Genomic DNA, 20788 nt, shown 5'->3' with positions numbered 1-20788 from the left:
AAAAATTCAATCATTAAAAAATAACTGACAGCTAATTACTCACAATCAATAAATCAGAGTCAATAAACCAGATTCAATAAACCAGATTCAATAAACGAGAGGTAAGGGGGAAAGTATGAAACCTGTATTTAAATGGAGTCTGCCATTGGTGGCAGCACTGACGATGACAGCCTGTGGCGGCGGTTCTTCCGGCAGTTCATCAGCGTCTGACAGTAACGCTGGCAGTGGCAGTAATAATGATAGTGGTGAGGACTCATCGCCAGGTATCGATACGTCGGTCAACCAGTTCACCAGCGCAGCACAATGGGTGGTGCAGCCACAGACCGGTGACAGCCTGTGTTTTGATTTTAATACCAATGCGGAAGTCAGCTGCAGTGGCGAAGACTGGGATATCCGCCTCGATATGGGTGGGCGTACACCGTCTTTCTTTACTAACAGTGGTGAAAGTGGGGACGGCAGTGGCGGCACATTGGGCAGCCCGTTTGCTTACAGCTGGGAAACCCTGCAGGCATTTAATACCGGCATGACGGATAACGAAGGTAATGCACTGAACAGCCGTGCTTATCTGGCAGACAGCCTGGATAACGCCTTCACCAACAGTGATAACAGCATTGGCTCGGCAGTATTTGAATACACAGAAACCCATCGTCTGTTATCCAATTACAGTGTTTTTCTGGTCACCACCGATAACACCAATGCCTTCGACAGCAGCGACGATAACGTTTATGCCGTGCAGATCACCAGCTACTACGGCGGCGCTTCCGGTTCTGAAAGTGGTTACCCGACTATCCGTTGGGTAAACGTAGCGGCATTAACGGCCGATCCGGATACCACGGTGCAGGAAGTCACTTTGGATGCCAGCAGCGACTGGGTTTACTTCGATCTTATTTCCGGCAGCACAGTGGCTGAGCCGTCTGCGGATAACTGGCAGCTGGGCTTTTCCCGTTACAGCGTAAAAACCAACAGCGGCATTTCCGGCGATTCAGCAGCAGGCAGCTTCTTTGCGCAACAGCCAGCCGGATTTTATGACGCAGAAGGCACAGCCATTATTTCCGCCTTCAGCGACGGTGATGTTATTGCCGCAGCGGAAGCAGCATTAACCGATACCAGTGGCTGGGCAGAGTGGGGCAGTCGCACAGCATGGGCAACGGATGCTGCATATTCCAGCCTTAATCCGGATTATCAGGGTGCCTATCCCGGACTGCTGGAATACGGTTTTTATTCCTACGACCCGACCGGTGCGGTTGCCGGTACTGCGCACATGCTGGTTGCTGCACCAGAAAACGGCGTGATGCTGCGTTCAGGCAGTGGCAACAGCTACGCACGCATGCATCTGTCTTCCCTGCAATACGCCGATGCAGCGGATGCTTCCAGTCAGACCACCTGGACCTTTGATTTTGAGGTTCAGCCAGAAACTGAATAACGCTTATTTAACGGCTTCTGCGCTTTGCCGGCCTGTTTCAGGCATTCCGTGCCCGGCTTCTCGTCTGGTATAGCGCAGAACGAAAACGCTCATTAAACATCGCAGCGGAGAATTCTTATGAATAAGGAACATACCCTGACTGAACAAACATCCGGAACAGACACTCTGGCGCAGCGCTGGCTGGCGCTGAAAAAGGAAGACGCTTCCATACGTATCCGCAATGCCGCCCAGAAGCTGGGTTGCAGTGAACTGGAATTACTGGCACTGCATACCGGCGAGCATGTGGTGCGCCTGCAGGGTGATTTTAAAAAGCTGCTGACCCAGATTGAATCTCTCGGTGAGGTCATGGCATTAACCCGCAACGATGCCATGGTGCATGAAAAAACCGGGCAGTATAAAGGCCTGACCCTGCACGGCCATATGGGGCTGGCACTGGGTGAAATTGATCTGCGGATTTTCTTTAACCAGTTTGTTTACGGCTATGCCGTCTGTGAAGAGAGTCTGGCTGGTATGCGCCGCAGTCTGCAGTTCTTTAACGCTGACGGCGTTGCTGTACATAAAATCTATCTGCGCGAACATTCCGATCTGCAGGCGTATCAGCAGCTGGTGGACAGCTATCGGGCTGACGATCAGTCTGCTCCGCACATCAGCACAGCCACAGAATCTGCGGACGATAATAAGCTGATGGCATTGCCACAGGATGCGGATATTGAAACCCTGCAGAAAGGCTGGCGTGAACTGAAAGACGTTCATCATTTTCAGGCCTTGCTGAAAAAGCATCAGATCGAACGTATTCCGGCTTATCAGGCGGTGGATGATGATCTGGCGCGGCCATTACACAGCAGTGCTTTTGAAGCGGCACTGACACTGGCAGCTGAACTGCAACTGTCGATCATGATCTTTGTTGGCAGTCCGGGTGTGGTACAGATTTTTACCGGCCAGCTCGACAACCTGAAGCGTACCGGTCCCTGGTTTAATGTACTGGACCCGGGCTTTAACCTGCATGCGGATACCACTCAGATTGCGCATTTATGGGTCGTACGTAAGCCCACGGTGGACGGTATTGTCACGTCACTGGAAATGTTTGACGACAAAGGCCAGCAACTGGCGCTGTTGTTCGGTGAACGTAAAAACGGCGACAGTGAGCAGGCCGCCTGGCGTGAGCTGGTGCATACCCTGGAAATGGGCTTCGGCATAAATGAAAAAGTTGCCGTATAAGGAGCGGAGTATGAAAGCGTTTTTATCCGTTCTTTTGTCGTTGCTGATATTGCCGGCCTTCGCCCAGCAATCGGATACCGGCGTAACAGCCGATGTGGTCAGTATTGATGGCGCATTAACAGAAATTATTTATCAGCTTGGTGCGGAGCAGCGTCTCGCTGCCGTCGATACGACAAGTGTTTATCCGGAGGCCGCAACGCAACTGCCTCAGGTTGGTTACATGCGCCAGCTGTCAGCGGAAGGTATTCTGTCAGTAAAACCATCACTGGTCATCGCCAGCCGGGATGCCGGGCCGGAAAGCGTTTTTGAGCAGATACAGGCAGCTGGTGTCCGTGTGGTCAGAATTAAAACTGCCGACAGCGTCGATGGTGTAGCAGAAAAAATCCGTCAGGTTGCTGATGCACTGAATATGTCGGCTCAGGGAGATGCACTTGCTGTTCAGGTAACGGCGCAAAGTCAGCAGGTACTGGCGCAGTTACCGGCGGATAAACAGCCCGCTACTTTATTTCTGTTAGGCGCCGGTGGCCGTGGTCTGATGGCCGCCGGACAGGGCACCCGGGCAGATGCGCTGTTGTCTCTGCTGGGGGCGCGCAATGTTCTGAATTACGCCGGTTATAAACCGGTCAGTGCCGAAGGTGCTGTTCAGGCGGCGCCGGATTTTGTTCTGGTCGGACACACGGGCGCTGAACAGTCTGACAGCGTAAAAACCACGCTGGCCATGACACCGGCAGCACAGAACGATGCCGTACACGGTGTGGATGTTGGCATGATGCTGAGTTTTGGGCCGCGTTTACCGCAGGCACTGGAGCAGGCGGCGGCATTAATTTATCCACAGGCTGACTGATCTTATGTCTGGCGATCGCAGCGCTGGTGACGTACTGGCTGATGCTGATACTCAGCGGATGCAGCCGTTATTGCCGAAATTATCTGCGCAACAGCGCCTGGCAATCATTCTGTTGCTGTTAATTGGCGCCGGCTTTTTCTGGGCGTTATCTGTCGGGCCTATGGCTGTGACCACGGCGGATATTGTTCAGGCATTGCGCGGGATTTTCTCCGGCACTGAAATCGCCGGTGCCAGTGACTGGGTGGTGAGGGAATTACGTTTGCCAAGAGTGGTGATCGCGTTATTAGTGGGTGCCGGACTGGCGGTGGCCGGTACCGTCACTCAGGGTGTATTCCGTAATCCGCTGGCGGATCCCGGTTTAATCGGTGTTGCCAGCGGTGCGGCGCTGGCGGCGGTGGCTGTGATTGTTTTAAGCAACAGTCTGCTGTCTGGCTGGGCGCAATTAACCGGCCCCTTTGCCTTGCCATTAGCCGCTTTTGCCGGCGGTTTGCTGGTTACTCTGGCGATTTATCGCTTAGGTACCCGCGATGGCCAGACGCAGGTTGCCCTGCTGTTATTAGCCGGTGTGGCAATTAACGTATTAACCGGGGCTGCAACCGGTGTGCTGACGTATATGGCCGATGATCAGCAGTTACGCGATATGACTTTCTGGTCTATGGGCTCGCTGGCCCATGGACGCTGGAATGAAATCCTCGCGCTGTTACTGTTCGTCTTTTTACCTTTGTTAGTCGTGATGCGTTACAGCCGGGTGCTTAATGCATTATTAATGGGTGAACAGGTTGCCTCGCATCTGGGCTTTGATATTCAGCGCAGCAGGCGTTGGCTGTTACTGGCCTCGGCGTTAATGGTCGGCGCCTCGGTGGCAGTGGTTGGCATGATAGGTTTTATCGGTTTGGTCGTTCCGCATTTATTGCGGTTAATGATTGGCCCGGATCATCGCGCATTACTGCCGCTGTCGGCTTTAGGTGGTGCACTTCTGCTGTTAATTGCCGATACAGTTGCCCGCACCGTGCTGGCCCCGGCGGATTTACCGGTGGGATTAATTATGGCCTTAATCGGCGGGCCGGTTTTTCTGTTTCTGCTGCTGCATCAGGCTACACGCTGGCGCTGAACATTTATCCCGTATTGAGAGGAAGCATTCATGCTTAAAGTGAAAAACCTGACTGTGCAGCTGGGCTCCCGTGCGGTGTTGCAGGATGTTCATCTGTCGGTGGAACCCGGTAAATGTACCGCGGTGCTTGGCGCCAATGGTGCCGGTAAATCCACCTTGCTTAATTGCCTCTGCGCACATAACCGCGCCTGTTGTGATGCGGTTTCGCTGGATGGTGTAACCCTAGATCAGTTCAGTGGCCTGGAACGGGCGAAACGCATGGCAGTCATGCCGCAGTCGGTAACTCTGTCGTTTCCCATGCGGGTTCATCAGGTGGTAGCGATGGGGCGCAGTCCTTATGGGGATGAAAAACAGACGCAGCAATATCAGCGTGATGCCATGCAGCTCACGGGTGTCTGGCATTTACGTGAACGCGTCTATCCGACCTTATCCGGTGGTGAACAACAGCGGGTGCAGCTGGCCCGGGTACTGGTGCAGATCTGGCAGGCTTGGCTGGATCGGGATCGGGCTGAGCGCGCAGACACTCAGCATTATTATCTGCTACTGGACGAATGCACGTCCGCACTGGACCCGGCCCATCAGCACAGCGTGATGCAGATCGTACGTGAATTTGCTCAGGCTGGCGTCGGCGTACTCGCCGTTATGCATGATATTTCTCTGGCTGCCAGCTGGGCGGACAGTGTGGTGATGATGAAACAGGGCAGAATTGTTGCCGGTGGTGATCAGTCGGTGCTGATGGACCCGCATTGTTTGCAACAGGTGTACGACCTGCCGTTGCCTCTGGCTCAGGCCTACAGTCAGCAATGCGCAGTCTGGTAGTGTTGTGCCCTGATTTACGCTGCCTCTGCGCCTTTTCAGCTGTAAGTATTTATCCCTTGGACTGATTCTTTAGTCGCCTTTCAAAATCCATTTCCCGGCATTACGCCTGTTTCTGATCTGTCTGAAAACGGCTGCAGCGCCCATGCTGTGGGGGCTGGAACAGATAAGCAGTTAATGCCTGCTGTGCATACCGCAAAGGTATGATCCGCTCAGAAAAATAGTATTAGATGGTATATGACGTATCCAATAACCTGAAATCAATATCTGCCGGGAGGCGGCCAAAACAAGCATAAATCAGGTCGAGGAACAGCAACATGCGCCAGATTGAAAACTTCATTAACGGGGAATTTGTCCCTGGTTCCACCGGTAAGCGTTTCGATAAACGTTCACCCGTCGATAACACCCTTATTGCCAGTATTGCCGAAGCCAGTCGTGATGACGTGGATCGTGCCGTCAAAGCTGCGCGCAGTGCATTGCACGGCGAATGGGGCGCTCTGACTCAGGATCAGCGCGTTGACCTGCTGTACGGTGTAGCCGATGAAATCACCCGTCGTTTCGATGATTTCGTTGCTGCAGAAATGGAAGATACAGGCCAGCCGGAACATGTGATGAAGCATGTGTTTATTCCCCGTGGCGCGGCCAACTTCAAAGTTTTCGCTGACGTCATTAAAAACGTGGCTGCCGAATCTTTCATGATGGATACCCCGGATGGTCGCGGTGCGCTGAACTATGCCACCTGTTCGCCAAAAGGTGTGATCGGGGTGATTTCGCCATGGAATGCGCCGTTTATGCTGATGACCTGGAAAGTCGGTCCGGCTCTGGCCTGCGGTAATACCGTTGTGGTTAAACCATCGGAAGAAACCCCGTTCACCGCCACCCTGCTGGGTGAAGTGATGAACAAGGTTGGTATTCCAAAAGGCGTTTATAACGTAGTGAACGGTTTTGGTCCGGATGCTGCGGGCGAATTTGTTACCACCAATCCGGGTGTTGATGCCATTACCTTTACCGGCGAAACCCGTACCGGCACCGCCATTATGAAAGCCGCCGCCGAAGGCACCCGCGATGTGTCATTTGAAATGGGCGGTAAAAACGCAGCGGTTATTTTCGCTGATGCGGATTTCGATGAAGCCATTAACGGCATTTTCCGTTCGGCATTCCTGAATACCGGACAGGTTTGTCTGGGTACCGAACGCGTCTATGTGGAACGCCCGATTTTTGATCGCTTCGTCGCTGCACTTAAAGAAAAAGCCGAAGGTGTTAAGTTCGGTCGCCCAACGGATAAATCTTCTAACTATGGTCCGCTGATCAGCCGTGAGCACCAGAAAAAAGTTCTGTCGTATTACAAAAAAGCGATGGAAGAAGGTGCCACTCTGATTACCGGTGGCGGCATTCCACAAATGGAAGGCGAGCTGGCAGAAGGCAACTGGGTAGAGCCGACCATCTGGACCGGTCTGCCGGAAACCGCTGCAGTGATTAAAGAAGAAATCTTCGGGCCTTGCTGCCACATCTGTCCGTTCGACAGCGAAGAAGACGTCGTGGCCATGGCCAATGACACGCAATACGGTCTGTCGACCACCATCTGGACCACCAACCTGGCCCGTGCTCACCGCGTGGCAGCCAGCATTGATGTAGGTATTACCTGGGTGAATTCCTGGTTCCTGCGTGACCTGCGTACGCCATTCGGCGGTACCGGTCAGTCCGGTATCGGACGTGAAGGCGGTGTGCACTCACTCGAGTTCTACACCGAAATGCGCAACGTCTGTATCAAGCTTTAAGGAGTCCGGCATGGATAAAGAATTAATTAATGTACTCGGCGATAACCTCTATCGGGCCTTCGTCAGTAACACTACGCTGGTGCCTTTTACTGAACAGTATCCGGATATCACACTGGAAGATGGTTACCGTATTCAGGAACGTTTTATTCAGCGTCGTCTGGCCGCTGGCGAGCGTATTGTCGGTAAAAAAATCGGTGTCACCAGCAAGCCGGTGATGGATTTTCTCGGCGTATTTCAGCCGGATTTCGGTCAGCTGACCTCCGACATGGTGTATGTCGAAGGTGATGCCATTGATCTCGACGGACTGATTCAGCCGAAAGCAGAAGCAGAGCTGGCTTTTGTACTGAAAGAAGATCTGAAAGGCCCGGGTATTACCGCCATGGACGTGATCCGTGCTACCGATTATGTGGTGCCGTGTTTTGAAATTGTCGATTCACGTATCGACGACTGGAAAATCAAAATTCAGGACACCGTCGCCGATAACGCCTCCTGTGGTGTTTATGTACTGGGCAAAGAAAAAGGTGACCCGCGCATGGTCGACCTGACACTGGCCGGTATGGTGCTGGAAAAAAATGGTGAATTACTGTCGACCTCAGCCGGTGCAGCAGTTCAGGGATCTCCTGCCAATGCGGTTGCCTGGCTGGCGAACACGCTGGGTGAACTGGGTATTCCGTTCCGCGCCGGTGAAGTGATTCTGTCCGGTTCGCAATCACAGCTGGTGCCTGTGGTGGATGGCGACACCCTGACCTGCACAGTAGGTGGTGTAGGCAGCTGTACCGTCAGCTTTAAAGGCCGCAGTGCGGTGGAACGCAAACAGGAGGGCGCAGCATGATTTCTCTGGAGACAACTCTGAGCCGCGAAGACGTCGTCCGTCTGTGTGAGCGGGTGGAAGGTGCGCAAAAAGAAGCCCGCGCTATTACCAAACTGACGGAAGAATATCCGGCCATGAACATGGACGATGGCTACGCCGTACAGAACGCTCTGCGCGCACGCTTTATGGAGCAGGGTCATAAGCTGGTGGGCTGGAAAGCCGGCCTGACGTCTAAGGCAAAAATGCAGCAGATGGGTGTGGATGTTCCGTCCATTGGTTTCCTGACCGACAAAATGGCGGTACCGGAAAATGGTGTGGTGTCGGTTTCTGAACTGGTTCACCCACGGGTGGAATGCGAAATCGCATTTATGACCAGTAAAGATCTGCAGGGCCCCAACTGCACAGCAGAACAGGTGCTGGCAGCAACGGCTTATGTGATTCCGGCGATTGAGATTATTGATTCACGGTTTCAGAAATTCAGCTTCGATCTGCAGAGTGTGATTGCCGATAACGGTTCTTCTGCGCGCTTCGTTGGCGGTGGTCGCCCACGTTATGTGGAAGGTCTGGATCTGCGCACGATCGGTGCGGTACTGGAGAAAAACGGTGAAATCGTCGAAATGGGTGCCGGTGCTGCGGTGATGAATCACCCGGCTGAAGCCGTGGCCATGCTGGTGAATATTCTGCACAAATTAGGTGAAACCCTGCCGGCAGGAAGTTTTGTCATGAGTGGTGGTATTACCGCAGCGGTGGCCGTTGAACCAGGTGACAGTGTGGTTGCACGCTTCCAGCATCTGGGCTCGGTATCGGTATCGTTCAAAGAATAAAAAGCTTTTAAAAAAGGGATAAGCCGGCTGTCTTTTTACGCGCCGGCGGAAAATAACAAGAGGGCAGACTATGCCGATTATCGAAATGCATTTTCTCGAAGGGCGGTCTCTGGAAGACAAAGCCCGCGTTGCTGAAAAAGTAACCGCCGCCGTGGTGGAAGCTCTGGATTGCAGTCCATCCACAGTACGCATTCTGATCACAGAACATAAACATGGCGAATTTTACGTCGCCGGTAAAGCTGGCCGGGCGAGCGATCAGGCCGCCGGAAATATGCCGGGCCAATAATTCACCGGACGAGAGGAAATCACGATGAAAAAAATAAAATGTGCATTGATCGGTTCAGGCAATATCGGAACCGACCTTATTTATAAAGTCCGCCGCAGCGAAGTGCTGGAGCCGGTATGGATGGTGGGTATCGACCCGGATTCCGAAGGTCTGCAGCGCGCCCGTGATATGGGACTGAAAACCACTCATGAAGGTATTGATGGTCTGCTGCCACACGTACTGGAAGACGAAATTCAGATTGCTTTCGATGCGACCTCTGCCTACGTCCACGCGGAAAACAGCCGTAAGCTGAATGCCCTGGGTGTACTGATGATTGACCTGACCCCGGCGGCCATCGGTCCGTTGTGTGTACCGCCGGTTAACCTGAGTGAGCAGGCTGCGAAGCAGGAAATGAATGTGAATATGATTTCCTGTGCCGGTCAGGCGACCATTCCTATTGTGAACGCAGTTTCTCAGGTGCAGAGCGTAGAGTACGCAGAAATTATTGCGTCACTGTCATCACGTTCCATCGGTGCCGGTACCCGCGCCAACCTGGATGAATTTACCTTCACCACCTCCAATGCCATTGAAAAAGTCGGCGGAGCGAAAAAAGGTAAGGCGCTGGCGATTATTAATCCGGCAGATCCCCCGATCATTATGCGTAACACCATTTACTGTCTGACCGAAGATCAGCCGGATCAGGATGCCATTACCCAATCCATTCTGACCATGATCGAACAGGTACAGAAATACGTACCGGGTTACCGTCTAGTGAATGGTCCGGTGTTTGATGGCAACAAAGTAGGCGTTTTTCTCGAAGTGAAAGGTCTGGGCGATTACCTGCCGACGTATGCCGGTAACCTTGACATCATGACCGCGGCGGCTACCCGTACCGCAGAAATGTTCGCTGAAGAAATAATCGCCGGAAAATTCACCCCGCAGGCTGTGGAGGTTGTCGCATGAGCAAGCGTTTAAAAGGTCGCAAAATTACCCTGCATGATATGTGTCTGCGTGACGGTATGCATGCCAAGCGGGAACAGATTTCGGTAGAGCAGATGGTGAAGGTCGCCACAGCGATTGACGCTGCCGGTGTCCCTTATCTGCAGGTAACCCATGGTGCCGGGCTGGGCGGAAACTCCCTGCAGCACGGCTTTGCCATGGCTTCTAACGAAGAATATATCAACGCTGTCGCCAGCCAGATGAAACAGGCCATTGTATCGGTACTGCTGTTGCCGGGTCTGGGCACCATGAACGAACTGAAAAGTGCTTACCGTGAAGGTGCGCGCTCTGTTCACGTAGCGACCCATTGCACCGAAGCCGATACTTCGCCGCAGCATATTGCCTGTGCCCGTGAACTGGGTATGGATACCACCGGCTTCCTGATGATGTCGCACCTGAACGATGCCAAAGGTCTGGCGAAGCAGGGCAAGCTGATGGAATCTTACGGCGCACAGACGGTTTATATCACTGACTCGGCGGGCTTTATGCTGCCGGACGATGTGACCGAACGCATCACGGCCCTGCGTGAAGTGCTGAATCCGGAAACAGAAATTGGTTTCCATGGCCACCATAACCTGGGAATGGGTATTGCCAACTCCATCGCCGCGGTGGAAGCTGGTGCAACGCGCATCGATGCCTCTGTGGCTGGTATGGGTGCGGGTGCCGGCAACACGCCAATGGAAGTATTCGTTGCGGTGGCTGAGCGCATGGGCGCAACCACAGGTACCGATCTGTTCAGCCTGATGGATGTGGCAGAAGACATTATCGTACCGTTAATGGATCAGCCGGTCCGTGTTGACCGCGATTCACTGACACTGGGTTATGCCGGGGTGTACTCCACCTTCCTGCTGCATGCGAAAAAAGCCAGTGAACTCTATGGCGTTCCGGCGCGCGATATTCTGGTAGAACTTGGCCGCAAGAAAATGATCGGTGGTCAGGAAGATATGATCCAGGATACCGCGATGACCATGGCCAAAGAGCGTGGTCTGCTGAAGAGTGCCGGAGCTTAATTCAGGCGTATCCGCTTGAGGGTTCTCTTTCAGTAAGCAACTGGATAGTACCGGGTTGTTACCTGCCTGCCTGTATGCGCAGTCATCAGGCAGCGTCCTCTTAGCCCTCTGCTTTGCAGAGGGCCTTTTTTCTCCCGGTCTTTCTTTAACTGCTTGTGCTGTTGTCGTTGTCGTCGTTGTCGTTGTCGTTGCTCAGTTTTGGTTGCTGATGCTATTGCCCCCTGGCTGTTGAAACGGATGCAATAAGCGACGGTGAACAGCTGCGACAGAAAAATATGAGTCACAATATGAATAAAAATAATAATCCGGCTGTCGTCAAAGAGACGGCCGTGGTGGTTGGCGCCAGTGGCGCGTTCGGCCAGCAGATCGTTAAAAAACTCGTCAGCCGTGGCCTGCACGTGATCGCCGTCGCACGCTCCGCAGAGGCTCTCTCCCATCTGGTTGAACAATTCACCGACGTAACGGCCTGCGTTGCCGATATATCTGCCGACAGTGCGGTGGACGCCATTCGTGAATCCCTGTGTGGCCCGGTAAAAATGGTGGTGCACGGGCCCGGCGTCGGCGTCGCTGGCGGTATTCTCGAGGCTCCGGTTGCCACTATGGTGGATGCGGTGAATATTAAAGTCGGCGGATTTATGCGCTTGTGCCGGGCGGTGGATAAACAATTATCCGCAGGCTCGCGTCTGGTCGCCATCGGTGGTCATTACGGTCTGGAACCGACCGCTTATGCAGCCTCTGCCGGCGTTGCCAATGCCGCATTATTTAATATCGTGCGGCAGTACAGCCTGGCACTTGGCGAGCGTGGCATCACTGCCCATTGCATTGCCCCCGGGCCCGCCGACACCGAACGTTTGCATCGCGTCGCGGCGACCCGTGCAGAGCAGCAGGGCGTGACGCTTGAGGCGGTGCTGGAGGATATGAAAAGCGATTCGTCGATTCACGCATTTACCACCCCGGAGCAGGTGGCCTGGGCTATTGCCATGCTGCTTGATGACGAAGCCTCGGCGATGACGGGCTCAACCCTGATGCTGGATTCTGGCCGGCGTCGCGGTCTGCCTTAAGGAGAATGCTGTATGCCTGTGGTTATTTTTACCCTGCCGGAGGGCATGGCGGATGCGGACGGTTGCCGGCAGTTAACACAGCTGGCCTGTGAAGCCTTTGCCCGGGTTATGGATGCGCCGTCGGAGCGTATCCGTGCTTACGTGACTCAAACCGGCCCGCACGCTGCCTGGACCGGTGGCGGCCTGAATAACGCGGCTTTCTATCAGTTCTTTGTGCTTAACGACCGCTCGTCAGAGATAGTGGCAGAACTGCATAAGACTTTCTGCGCATTGCTTGAGGATGTCATACAGGCGGATAAATCCCAGATACGTGGTGTCTGCCAGCGGGTGCATCCGGACGACTGGGGAATTGCGGGGCTTGCGGCCAGTTCTGTGCGAAAAGCGGAACTTTCGTCCCGGAATTGCCGTTAAAGACGATACTTTTCCGGTATTAAAAACCGCCGGAATTGGTATTAGAGCCAGACTGGCCCTGTTGCTAGTCTGCAAAAATCACAGACCGCGCGTCTGATAATAAAAATTAAAAAGAGGTTTTTCCTATGAAGCATGCTGTGCGTGTTGCCGGTATTGATCATACCTTCTGGTGTGATGAGAAAGACTCGTTACTGACCGGCATTCTGAAAGTAAATTCCAATGGTATCCCTGCCGGTTGTCGTGGCGGCGGCTGTGGTGTGTGCAAAGTCGAGATTTTATCCGGCGAATTCAGCACCGGCTGTATGTCTGGTGCCCACGTCAGCGCTGAAGACCGTGAACAGGGCAAATTGCTGGCCTGTCGTGTGTATCCGCGCAGCGACGTGGAAATCCGCGTAATCGGTAAAATGATGCGCCGCTTTGAGCGCGCTGCCTGACCCGGTTCAGACCCGGTTCAATAGTGCCAGACCTTGCAGTGGACAGATTCTGATAAAAAACGCCGGATAAATTCAGGGTTTATCCGGCGTTTTTGTGTCATCCGCAACAGCAGCTTCTGCACACGACTCTTCACAGGGCTCTTCACAGGAAAGGCGCATATCGCGCACCACCTGCAGAAATGACTGCAGAATCGGCGATGTGTGATCTTTCAGGTAAACACAGCTGAGATCCACCGAGCTGCCCTCCGGTAAATCGTGAACCGGTTTGTACAGTACACCGGGCAGGCTCAGCTTAGTGGCCGACGCAGGCACCAGACAAATGCCAAAACCGCAGGCTGCCAGGGCAACTGCCGTAGATGCATCCCCCACTTCCTGAACCACATTGGGCAGAAATCCGTGCTCCTGACAAAGCTTGAATACTTTGTCGACAAAATTTGGCCGCCCGGCATTCGGAAACGCGATAAAGGGTTCCGTAGCCAGGGTTTTAATACTGAGGCTTTTTTCTTTTGCCAGCGGCGACTGATCGCTGACGGCGATAAAAAGTTTCTCGCGGGCAATGACTTCGCTGACAATGTCCGGCAGGGGAGCCAGTACACGGTTGAATCCTACCGCAATACGACGCTGTCTGAGCGCCTCAATTTGTTTGCCCTTCTCCATGGTATGCAAAACAACATTAACGTCAGGATGGCGCTTACGGAAGGCCTGAAGGATTTTTGGAATGGTGTCGAAAATAGCGGAACCAAAAATACCGACGTCAAGCTGACCCAGTTCACCTTTTCCGGCTTTTTGTGTGCGTTCCTGAGCCAATGAAACCAGTTTCTGAATATTTCTTGCTTCGTCCAGCAACAGTTGTCCCGGTTCCGTTAATTCAACGCCTTTTGGTGTGCGCAGGAACAGCTGTACGCCGAGACTTTCTTCCAGTTGCTGAATCTGCCGGGTCAGCGGAGGCTGCGAAATGTGAAGCCTTAATGCAGCGCGTCCGATGTTGCCTTCTTCCGCGACAACAACGAAATACTTGAGTTGTCTGAGGTCCATTGCATACTCCAGTTTATGCCGGTCATACCATCAAGGTATCAGAACACCGGATTATTAGTATTAGACGAGTATCGAATAGCTAAGATAACTTGAACCCAGCGTTAAATGAAGCAAACGAAGCGCACAGCTCTGCTTCATTAATGAATATAATCCGCCTCAGCAAAAATATAAGAAAGGGGGCCTACATGGCTGTTAATGGTGTATTACGTCCGGGTCACGCACAGATCCGCGTCATGAATCTGGAAGAAGGTGTTCATCACTATCGTGATGTACTGGGTCTGATCGAAACTGGCCGTGACAGCCAGGGTCGTGTTTATCTCAAAGCATGGGACGAAGTTGATCACAGCAGCGTAATTCTGCGTGAATCCGATCAGGCAGGCATCGATTTCTTTGGCTTTAAAGTCCTGGATGATGCCACCCTCGACCGTTTTGAAACTGCGTTACAGCAGTACGGTTTAAAAACTGAACGCATCGTTGCCGGTGAGCTGATGGAGACCGGAGACCGTGTGCGTTTCCAGTTGCCTTCCGGTCACTTTATTGAGCTGTATGCAACAAAAACCAATGTCGGTAACGGTAACGGAACAGTGAATCCGGACCCGTGGAATGAAAATGCAGAAAAAGGCATTGCGCCAGTGCGCATGGACCACTGTCTGCTTTACGGTCCGAACATTGGTGAAGTGCAGAAAATTTTCCAGGAAGTGCTTGGCTTCCAGCTGGTGGAACGCGCACTGTCTCCGGACGGTGAAGTGAACCTGGGGATCTGGCTGAGCTGTTCCAACAAAGTGCATGATATTGCTTTTGTTGAACATCCGGAGCCGGGCAAACTGCATCACGTATCATTCTACATCGACAGCTGGGAACGCATTCTGCGTGCCTCTGACCTGATGAGCATGAACGATGTACCTGTGGATATGGGTCCGACCCGTCACGGTATTACCCGTGGTGGTACCATCTACGCATGGGATCCTTCCGGTAACCGTTTCGAAACCTTTACCGGTGGTTATATTGTGTATCCTGACCACGAAACCATTACCTGGACATTTGAAGGTCTGGGCGAAGGTGGCGGTCTGGATTACGCCCAGCGTAAAATGCACGAAACCTTTATGACGGTTGTTAGTTAAAAAGCCCGATGAAAGTCAGCCTGGTAGTTTAAATCACTAACCAAAAAATAAAAAAGCCCTGATTCATCAGGGCTTTTTTATGTTCAGCGTCTGCTCTTTATTTATGAAAAGAACCACTTACCAGTAACCAAGAATGCTCCACCAGATACCGCCAACAAAGGTCCAGATAATCAGGTTGGCGACACTCATAATAAAGCCCATCTTCCACCAGTCACCCATGGAGACAAAACCGGAGCCGAAAATAATAGGCGAAGTACCGGTCGCGTAATGAGTAAGTGACATCATCAGTGATGAAGCACCAGCCATTAGCAGGGCGAGGAACATAGGTGGTGCACCTAAGGCCAGTCCGGCCGCATAAAAAGCACCGAACATGGCGGTGATATGTGCAGTGGTACTGGCAAAGAAATAATGCGCATAGAAATACACCGCAACCAGAATCAGCACGGACAATTCCCAGCCCAGTCCGAAATGAGAGATATTGTTTTCCACCACGCCGGAGAACCAGGAAATCAGCCCGAGTTTATTCAGGAAGGTGGCCATCATCACCAGTGCCGAGAACCAGACAACGGTATCCCAGGCGGAGCGTTCTGCCAGCACATCTTTCCAGGTTAATACACCAGAAACCAGCAGAATCGATAAGCCCAGAAATGCCACCGCAGTGGTGTGCACCGCCAGGGCGCTGCCAAAAATCATGGCAGGAATGCCGGCCCAAAGAATCAGTAACAGCGCAAATACGCCGATCATTACTTTTTCGCCGTAATTCATCGGCCCCATGCCGTTCAGCTGTTCATGGGCAAAACTGCGGGCATCCGGGGTTTTGGTAATTTCCGGGCGATAAACCATGTAAATAATCAGCGGCATCAGGGCAATACACACCAGACCCGGGAGTAACGCCGCCAGTGCCCAGGTGCCCCAGCTGATGCTGATATCCAGCCCGGTGGCATCGGCAATCAGCTTAACTACCAGAGGGTTGGGTGCAGTGGCGGTAATAAACATCGCCGAGGTAATCGGATTGCTGTGGTAATTTACCAGTGCCAGATAATGGCCGATTTTTTTCTGTGTGCCTTCTTCCGGTGTGGAGCCAAAACTGCCGGCAATGGATTTCATAATCGGGTGAATAATGCCGCCACCACGGGCGGTGTTGCTTGGAGTCACTGGTGCCAGAACCAGTTCGGATAAAGCCAGTGCATAGCCAACCCCTAACGTACGGTTACCGAACCAGGCAATAAAGTGATAGCCCACACGGTTACCGAGGCCGGTTTTAATCAGACCACGGGAAATCATAATGGCAATACCGATCAGCCAAATCAGTGAATTGGAAAAACCACTGAGGGCATCGGCGATGGCGCCTTTCGGACTGTCATTGGTTACGCCGGTAATAGCAACCGCTGTAATCGCTACCATGGCCACAGCACCAATCGGCATGACTTTACCAATAATGGCGGCGATGGTACCTACGAACAGTGCCAGCAAATGCCAGGCTGAGGCTGATACGCCTTCCGGTACCGGAATAACGAACCAGATCATCAGAGTGATGGCGAGACTGACAAGCGCCGGAATTAATTTAAAATCACCACTGTGGTGTTGCATGAGTACTCCTTACAGCCTCTGTATCTGAGCACAGTTCCGGCCAGTTTATTTTTCGGTCGTTCGGGTGCTCTGGTCGTGTATTCAAAAGCACCATTAACATGTCTTTCTTCCACATTTAAAAAAGCGCGCATAATGCGCGCCTTTTTATATGTGTATCTGCCTGTTACACGCATTGGTTGCGCATTACATAGCGCTTTTGAAGATTTCGCACACCTGTTCAAAGGTTGGCTGGATCGGGTTGGTTACACCACAGGCATCTTTCATGGCGTTTTCTGCCAGAGTCGGGATGTCTTCTTCCTTCATACCCAGCTGAGCAACACCGGCCGGAATATCAACATCGGCTGCCAGAGTGCGGATAGCGTCGATGCAGACGGCCGCTGCGTCGTCAGCAGATTTACCCGCCACATCACAACCCATAGCTTTGGCCACATCGCCCAGGCGCTCTGCTGCAACCTGTGCATTAAAAGTCTGTACATGAGGCAGCAGAATGGCGTTACAGACACCGTGTGGCAGATCGTAAAAACCGCCCAGCTGGTGCGCCATGGCGTGCACGTAACCCAGAGAAGCATTGTTGAACGCCATACCGGCAAGAAATTCGGCATAAGCCATTTTCTCGCGCGCTTCGGCATTGCTGCCTTCTTTTACCGCGGTGCGCAGGTTGTTGCTGATCAGGGTCACGGCCTGCAGCGCACAGGCATCGGTGATCGGCGTTGCTGCGGTGGATACGTAGGCTTCAATAGCGTGGGTCAGTGCATCCATACCGGTAGCCGCAGTCAGTGACGGTGGCATACCCAGCATCAGGTCAGAGTCATTAACCGACAGCACTGGCGTGGTGTGCTTATCAACGATGGCCATTTTCACGTGACGGCTGTCATCGGTGATGATGCAGAAACGCGTCATCTCACTGGCGGTACCGGCGGTGGTGTTAATGGCAACCAGAGGCAGCTGAGGCTTGGCCGATTGATCGACACCTTCATAATCGGTAATTGCACCACCGTTAGTGGCGACCAGAGCAATGGCTTTGGCACAGTCGTGGGGTGAACCACCACCGAGAGAAATAACAAAGTCACACTCATTTTCTTTCAACACTTTCAGGCCGTGTTCAACGTTGGTGACATTCGGGTTCGGTTTAACTTCATCATAAACAACAGAGGTCACCCCATGCTTGGACAGCAGTTCTGCGACCTGACCTACGACGCCAAGTTTGACCAGTGGCGCATCTGTCACAATCAGTGCTTTTTTCCAGCCGTAGGATTCAACAGCGGTTGCCGCGTCTTTCAGGCAGCCGCTGCCCATCAGGTTAATTGCCGGAATATAAAAAGTACTTGCAGCCATGTGAGGGTTCTCCATGAAAATCAGAATGAATGTCCTCGTCAGGCATCGTTAGACAGAGCACAGATAAACGGAGCATTGTCAGACAGAAGATTGCCAAACCGGACATGGCTAAAGTAGCGCCGGAAGGTACCTGTACCTCTTGATGTGCGGCAAGGTTTTAAACGACTGATTGTGTGCAGGCAGATTATTTTGCAAATAATCGTAAATATTTTTTTATTGTTGCGTAATTTGAGCAAGACAGTTTAAGGGGTATTGGTAATAACACGTAATGGCCTGACCATTGGTTCGCACAATTATAAACAGTACGCATAGGCATAAAACGACAATGGCGATCAAAATCTGACAGGATGATGACAGCCTGAATAGCTGCAGAAAAACAGCGGGAAAAGAAAAGCCCCGCGCAACACGGATGTTGTCACGCGGGGTTACAGCTTGCGGATTTTTTACGCCGCAGATTGTTTCAGTTTTGCTTCAAGACGGTTACCGGCGGCACCGAAGCTGAGAATCTGCATGGCTTTTTCTGCAATAACAGCTCCGGCTTCCAGCGGCGGCAGGCCACCGCTGTAAATATTAGAAATGACCGTGTATTCCCAGCGGATATCGGCGTTGCCGCTGAAAGCCGCAGCTTCTGTTTTATCTGCAGCGGATACCTGATAGGCAAAATACGCCGACAGACTGCGCGACGCCTGGGCGTCCCCTCCGGGGCGCTCACCAATCAGCAGAATCACCAGCCGGGTATTCAGCGCTTCACCAATGGGTTCACACAGCTTGACCCGGCCGTAAGGGACGACCGTGGTCATGCCGGTTTTGTAGTCGCGACTGGCCAGACCGTCATTGAGGACCGGAATCAGCAGAGGAATATTGTGATGGACAGCTTCGGCACTCAGGCCGTCGGAGATCACAATTTGCACATCGGTGTTTTCGTTCTGCAGTGATGCCAGACTGTCGGCACTTAAATGCGAGCCCAGTTCCGGATTGCTGAGATGTTCATGCTTATCGCTGGCCTCTGTTGCCAGCCAGCGTTGCGGCCCGATGGCGGATAATAATTCACGGTCGAGATCGGCATAAATGGCTTCCCGCGCGATCGCCTGGTTAGAGCGCAGTGTGCGCGTGACCTCATCGGTTGGGCGCGGTCCGGCGTTATCAAAACCGTAGGCGGCAGGAACGGATTCCAGCAGGCGTTGATAATCCAGCTCTGACTGGCAGAACTGCTGCGGTTTGCCCCAGTTCGGACCGCGTTGAATCAGGCCTTCATCATCACGCTGAAAAATACCACGCGACAGCGCCCATTGGAGATATTCCGGCGCGGGTTCCAGTTCATAGGTTTCGCGCATGGTCTGATCGTCATGGCCGCTGGTATCGAAATACGCCAGCATGCGGTCGTTGCCGAGATATACATCCATAAAGAAATTGGCGCCGGCGGCGGTCAGCAGCTCGGTTGCCATCTGCTGACCTTCGGCAGTGATCTGTGAATGCAGGGTAAAACAGGGCGCCATGCCCATCGGCAGTCCCATCATTTTTCCCATGAAATGATCCTGCAGACAGGAGTAGGTCATTTCAAAGTTATCGACGTGGGTTTCCGGGCCAATAAAGCCGGTGACGTTATTCACCATAAACGGCGAATAGCGGCGCGCCAGGCCGTAACACAGCGCCTCGCAGGTGGTCATGTCGATGCCGTCGTGTTTGTTGTACGTCAGCTCGCTGCCCTGGCCCGTTTCGAAGTACATCATATTTTCTGCGCCTTCTGCCTGCAGCGGACCGTGTTCGCGCATGGTGTTGTAGGCGTGGTCGAGCAGCTCTACGGTTACGTCGAATTCTTCGGTTAATGTGCGCTCTGTACCTGCCAGGCTCTGGAACATAATCTCAACCGGAGCCCCCTGCTCTAAGCAGGCGAGCTGCGTTTTAATATGTGACAGCACGCAGATCTGGGTTGGCGCTCCGGTATCACGGCGGATTTTATCCAGGTGATGCAGGGTGGCACTGATGTTCTCGACGGTATCAATGGCCGGGTTTAATCCCAGCAGGGCATCGCCGGCGCCCATGGATAATCCGGTGTAGGCCAGCATGGTGATGCCGGATAAATTATCGGTAGGATGATTGGGCTGCAGCCGCGATGACAGGGTGCCGCTTAAACCGACCCGGGTACGGGCTTTGGCCGAGGCGCCTTTTTTCAGGCGTTTGGCCAGCAGAATTAACTCGTGTACGTCCAGCAGTTTGGTCAGCGCCGAGACCATAACGCCAGTCATGGCTCTGCCCATGGCACGGATTTCGTCGCCTTTGCTGGCCAGCAGGTGGTTTTTTAACTGGCCCAGTGTCAGGTCTTTTATGGATGAAAATTTCTCCGGATCGATATCGTAATTAACGCGCATGATGTCGTCGATCCGGCCACGGTTGTCTGTTAATGGCATATCGTACAGCTGCTGCAGGGTCAGACCGGAAAGCAGTTTACGTGCAGCTTCGCGTTCAACTTCATCCGTCGCGGCAAGGCCCGCAATACGTTCACCTGCTTTGCTGATATCGGCGGCACCGAGCAGGTGCTTTAAATTGCGGAACGGGTAGCTTGCGCCCATTAGTTCGATAGTGAGTAAGTCGCTGGTGCGTAATTCAATAGCGGAGTCCGCTGCCGTGGTAACCACGGGCAGTGCGATGTCACTGATGGGGCTGAGCGCTTTCATACCGATCTCCCTGCGAATGTCTGATTT

At 53.0% G+C, this 20788-nt stretch carries 19 protein-coding genes; 15 read left to right on the top strand and 4 right to left on the bottom strand.

Annotated features, from left to right (window positions below):
* The first annotated feature begins 115 nt into the window (after positions 1–115).
* The 14 genes from B2Z72_RS06580 to B2Z72_RS06515 all read left to right on the top strand — a co-directional run bounded on the left by B2Z72_RS06580 (position 116) and on the right by B2Z72_RS06515 (position 13005).
* On the top strand, positions 116–1423 hold the full coding sequence (locus B2Z72_RS06580) for an HmuY family protein (protein WP_296981078.1): 1308 nt from the start codon (positions 116–118) through the stop codon (positions 1421–1423).
* Positions 1424–1540: 117 nt separating this feature from the next.
* Positions 1541–2641 carry a hemin-degrading factor gene (locus tag B2Z72_RS06575; protein ID WP_296981080.1) on the top strand — a complete coding sequence of 367 codons (1101 nt, stop codon included), beginning with the start codon at positions 1541–1543 and terminating at the stop codon, positions 2639–2641.
* Between the two features lie 10 nt (positions 2642–2651).
* A complete protein-coding gene (locus B2Z72_RS06570; RefSeq protein ID WP_296981082.1) occupies positions 2652–3485 on the top strand; it encodes a heme/hemin ABC transporter substrate-binding protein in 834 nt (277 codons plus the stop codon).
* A 4-nt stretch (positions 3486–3489) separates the two neighbouring features.
* Positions 3490–4596: a FecCD family ABC transporter permease gene (locus tag B2Z72_RS06565; protein ID WP_296981085.1), complete on the top strand. Its 1107-nt coding sequence runs from the start codon at positions 3490–3492 to the stop codon at positions 4594–4596.
* A 30-nt stretch (positions 4597–4626) separates the two neighbouring features.
* Entirely contained in the window at positions 4627–5415 is a 789-nt protein-coding gene (locus tag B2Z72_RS06560) for a heme ABC transporter ATP-binding protein (protein WP_296981087.1), read from the top strand.
* Positions 5416–5729: 314 nt separating this feature from the next.
* Positions 5730–7190 (top strand): 2-hydroxymuconic semialdehyde dehydrogenase, encoded by a 1461-nt coding sequence (locus B2Z72_RS06555; RefSeq protein ID WP_296981090.1) that lies wholly within the window; start codon positions 5730–5732, stop codon positions 7188–7190.
* 10 nt (positions 7191–7200) lie between these two features.
* Entirely contained in the window at positions 7201–8022 is an 822-nt protein-coding gene (gene dmpE, locus B2Z72_RS06550) for a 2-oxopent-4-enoate hydratase (RefSeq protein WP_296981092.1), read from the top strand.
* On the top strand, positions 8019–8825 hold the full coding sequence (gene dmpH, locus B2Z72_RS06545) for a 2-oxo-3-hexenedioate decarboxylase (protein ID WP_296981095.1): 807 nt from the start codon (positions 8019–8021) through the stop codon (positions 8823–8825). Before dmpE ends, dmpH begins: the two co-directional genes overlap by 4 nt.
* Before the next feature lie 70 nt (positions 8826–8895).
* The gene (locus B2Z72_RS06540; RefSeq protein WP_296981097.1) at positions 8896–9111 is read left to right on the top strand and encodes a tautomerase family protein; all 216 of its coding nucleotides are present in this window, start codon (positions 8896–8898) and stop codon (positions 9109–9111) included.
* A gap of 24 nt (positions 9112–9135) precedes the next feature.
* On the top strand, positions 9136–10053 hold the full coding sequence (locus B2Z72_RS06535; protein ID WP_297004404.1) for an acetaldehyde dehydrogenase (acetylating): 918 nt from the start codon (positions 9136–9138) through the stop codon (positions 10051–10053).
* A complete protein-coding gene (dmpG, locus tag B2Z72_RS06530) occupies positions 10050–11099 on the top strand; it encodes a 4-hydroxy-2-oxovalerate aldolase (RefSeq protein WP_296983098.1) in 1050 nt (349 codons plus the stop codon). The genes B2Z72_RS06535 and dmpG overlap by 4 nt, the downstream gene beginning before the upstream one ends.
* A 275-nt stretch (positions 11100–11374) precedes the next feature.
* Complete coding sequence (locus B2Z72_RS06525; RefSeq protein WP_296983096.1) at positions 11375–12160, top strand: SDR family NAD(P)-dependent oxidoreductase; 786 nt, start codon at positions 11375–11377, stop codon at positions 12158–12160.
* A 12-nt stretch (positions 12161–12172) separates the two neighbouring features.
* Entirely contained in the window at positions 12173–12571 is a 399-nt protein-coding gene (locus B2Z72_RS06520; RefSeq protein WP_296983095.1) for a tautomerase family protein, read from the top strand.
* A 125-nt stretch (positions 12572–12696) separates the two neighbouring features.
* A complete protein-coding gene (locus B2Z72_RS06515; protein WP_296983094.1) occupies positions 12697–13005 on the top strand; it encodes a 2Fe-2S iron-sulfur cluster binding domain-containing protein in 309 nt (102 codons plus the stop codon).
* A gap of 72 nt (positions 13006–13077) precedes the next feature.
* On the opposite strand, the gene B2Z72_RS06510 is transcribed toward B2Z72_RS06515, so the two are convergent.
* Positions 13078–14040 (bottom strand): LysR substrate-binding domain-containing protein, encoded by a 963-nt coding sequence (locus B2Z72_RS06510; protein WP_296983093.1) that lies wholly within the window; start codon positions 14038–14040, stop codon positions 13078–13080.
* 185 nt (positions 14041–14225) lie between these two features.
* On the opposite strand from B2Z72_RS06510, the gene B2Z72_RS06505 reads away from it, so the two are divergent.
* Positions 14226–15161, top strand: coding sequence for a catechol 2,3-dioxygenase (locus B2Z72_RS06505; RefSeq protein ID WP_296983091.1), 936 nt, complete (start codon positions 14226–14228; stop codon positions 15159–15161).
* A 117-nt stretch (positions 15162–15278) separates the two neighbouring features.
* Here B2Z72_RS06505 and B2Z72_RS06500 read toward each other — a convergent pair whose 3' ends face one another.
* From B2Z72_RS06500 to eutB, 3 genes are all read right to left on the bottom strand, one after another.
* Positions 15279–16751 (bottom strand): anion permease, encoded by a 1473-nt coding sequence (locus B2Z72_RS06500; protein ID WP_296983090.1) that lies wholly within the window; start codon positions 16749–16751, stop codon positions 15279–15281.
* 183 nt (positions 16752–16934) lie between these two features.
* A complete protein-coding gene (gene yiaY, locus B2Z72_RS06495) occupies positions 16935–18086 on the bottom strand; it encodes an L-threonine dehydrogenase (RefSeq protein WP_296983089.1) in 1152 nt (383 codons plus the stop codon).
* A gap of 443 nt (positions 18087–18529) precedes the next feature.
* Positions 18530–20761 carry an ethanolamine ammonia-lyase subunit EutB gene (gene eutB / locus B2Z72_RS06490; protein ID WP_296983088.1) on the bottom strand — a complete coding sequence of 744 codons (2232 nt, stop codon included), beginning with the start codon at positions 20759–20761 and terminating at the stop codon, positions 18530–18532.
* Positions 20762–20788 lie beyond the last annotated feature (27 nt).

This window comes from Thalassolituus sp. UBA6592, assembly GCF_002433655.1.
Lineage (GTDB): Bacteria > Pseudomonadota > Gammaproteobacteria > Pseudomonadales > Oceanobacteraceae > Venatoribacter.
The sequence above is the reverse complement of the archived record's forward strand: the minus strand, read 5'-3'. Positions and strand labels throughout refer to the sequence as shown.

Coding starts and splice junctions, on each gene's coding strand:
- dmpH (WP_296981095.1), top strand. CDS start 8,019: ATGATTTCTCTGGAGACAACTCTGAGCCGCGAAGACGTCGTCCGTCTG.
- B2Z72_RS06570 (WP_296981082.1), top strand. CDS start 2,652: ATGAAAGCGTTTTTATCCGTTCTTTTGTCGTTGCTGATATTGCCGGCC.
- dmpE (WP_296981092.1), top strand. CDS start 7,201: ATGGATAAAGAATTAATTAATGTACTCGGCGATAACCTCTATCGGGCC.
- B2Z72_RS06525 (WP_296983096.1), top strand. CDS start 11,375: ATGAGTCACAATATGAATAAAAATAATAATCCGGCTGTCGTCAAAGAG.
- B2Z72_RS06500 (WP_296983090.1), bottom strand. CDS start 16,751: ATGCAACACCACAGTGGTGATTTTAAATTAATTCCGGCGCTTGTCAGT.
- B2Z72_RS06515 (WP_296983094.1), top strand. CDS start 12,697: ATGAAGCATGCTGTGCGTGTTGCCGGTATTGATCATACCTTCTGGTGT.
- B2Z72_RS06565 (WP_296981085.1), top strand. CDS start 3,490: ATGTCTGGCGATCGCAGCGCTGGTGACGTACTGGCTGATGCTGATACT.
- eutB (WP_296983088.1), bottom strand. CDS start 20,761: ATGAAAGCGCTCAGCCCCATCAGTGACATCGCACTGCCCGTGGTTACC.
- B2Z72_RS06555 (WP_296981090.1), top strand. CDS start 5,730: ATGCGCCAGATTGAAAACTTCATTAACGGGGAATTTGTCCCTGGTTCC.
- B2Z72_RS06505 (WP_296983091.1), top strand. CDS start 14,226: ATGGCTGTTAATGGTGTATTACGTCCGGGTCACGCACAGATCCGCGTC.
- B2Z72_RS06510 (WP_296983093.1), bottom strand. CDS start 14,040: ATGGACCTCAGACAACTCAAGTATTTCGTTGTTGTCGCGGAAGAAGGC.
- B2Z72_RS06560 (WP_296981087.1), top strand. CDS start 4,627: ATGCTTAAAGTGAAAAACCTGACTGTGCAGCTGGGCTCCCGTGCGGTG.
- yiaY (WP_296983089.1), bottom strand. CDS start 18,086: ATGGCTGCAAGTACTTTTTATATTCCGGCAATTAACCTGATGGGCAGC.
- B2Z72_RS06520 (WP_296983095.1), top strand. CDS start 12,173: ATGCCTGTGGTTATTTTTACCCTGCCGGAGGGCATGGCGGATGCGGAC.
- B2Z72_RS06580 (WP_296981078.1), top strand. CDS start 116: ATGAAACCTGTATTTAAATGGAGTCTGCCATTGGTGGCAGCACTGACG.
- B2Z72_RS06575 (WP_296981080.1), top strand. CDS start 1,541: ATGAATAAGGAACATACCCTGACTGAACAAACATCCGGAACAGACACT.
- B2Z72_RS06540 (WP_296981097.1), top strand. CDS start 8,896: ATGCCGATTATCGAAATGCATTTTCTCGAAGGGCGGTCTCTGGAAGAC.
- B2Z72_RS06535 (WP_297004404.1), top strand. CDS start 9,136: ATGAAAAAAATAAAATGTGCATTGATCGGTTCAGGCAATATCGGAACC.
- dmpG (WP_296983098.1), top strand. CDS start 10,050: ATGAGCAAGCGTTTAAAAGGTCGCAAAATTACCCTGCATGATATGTGT.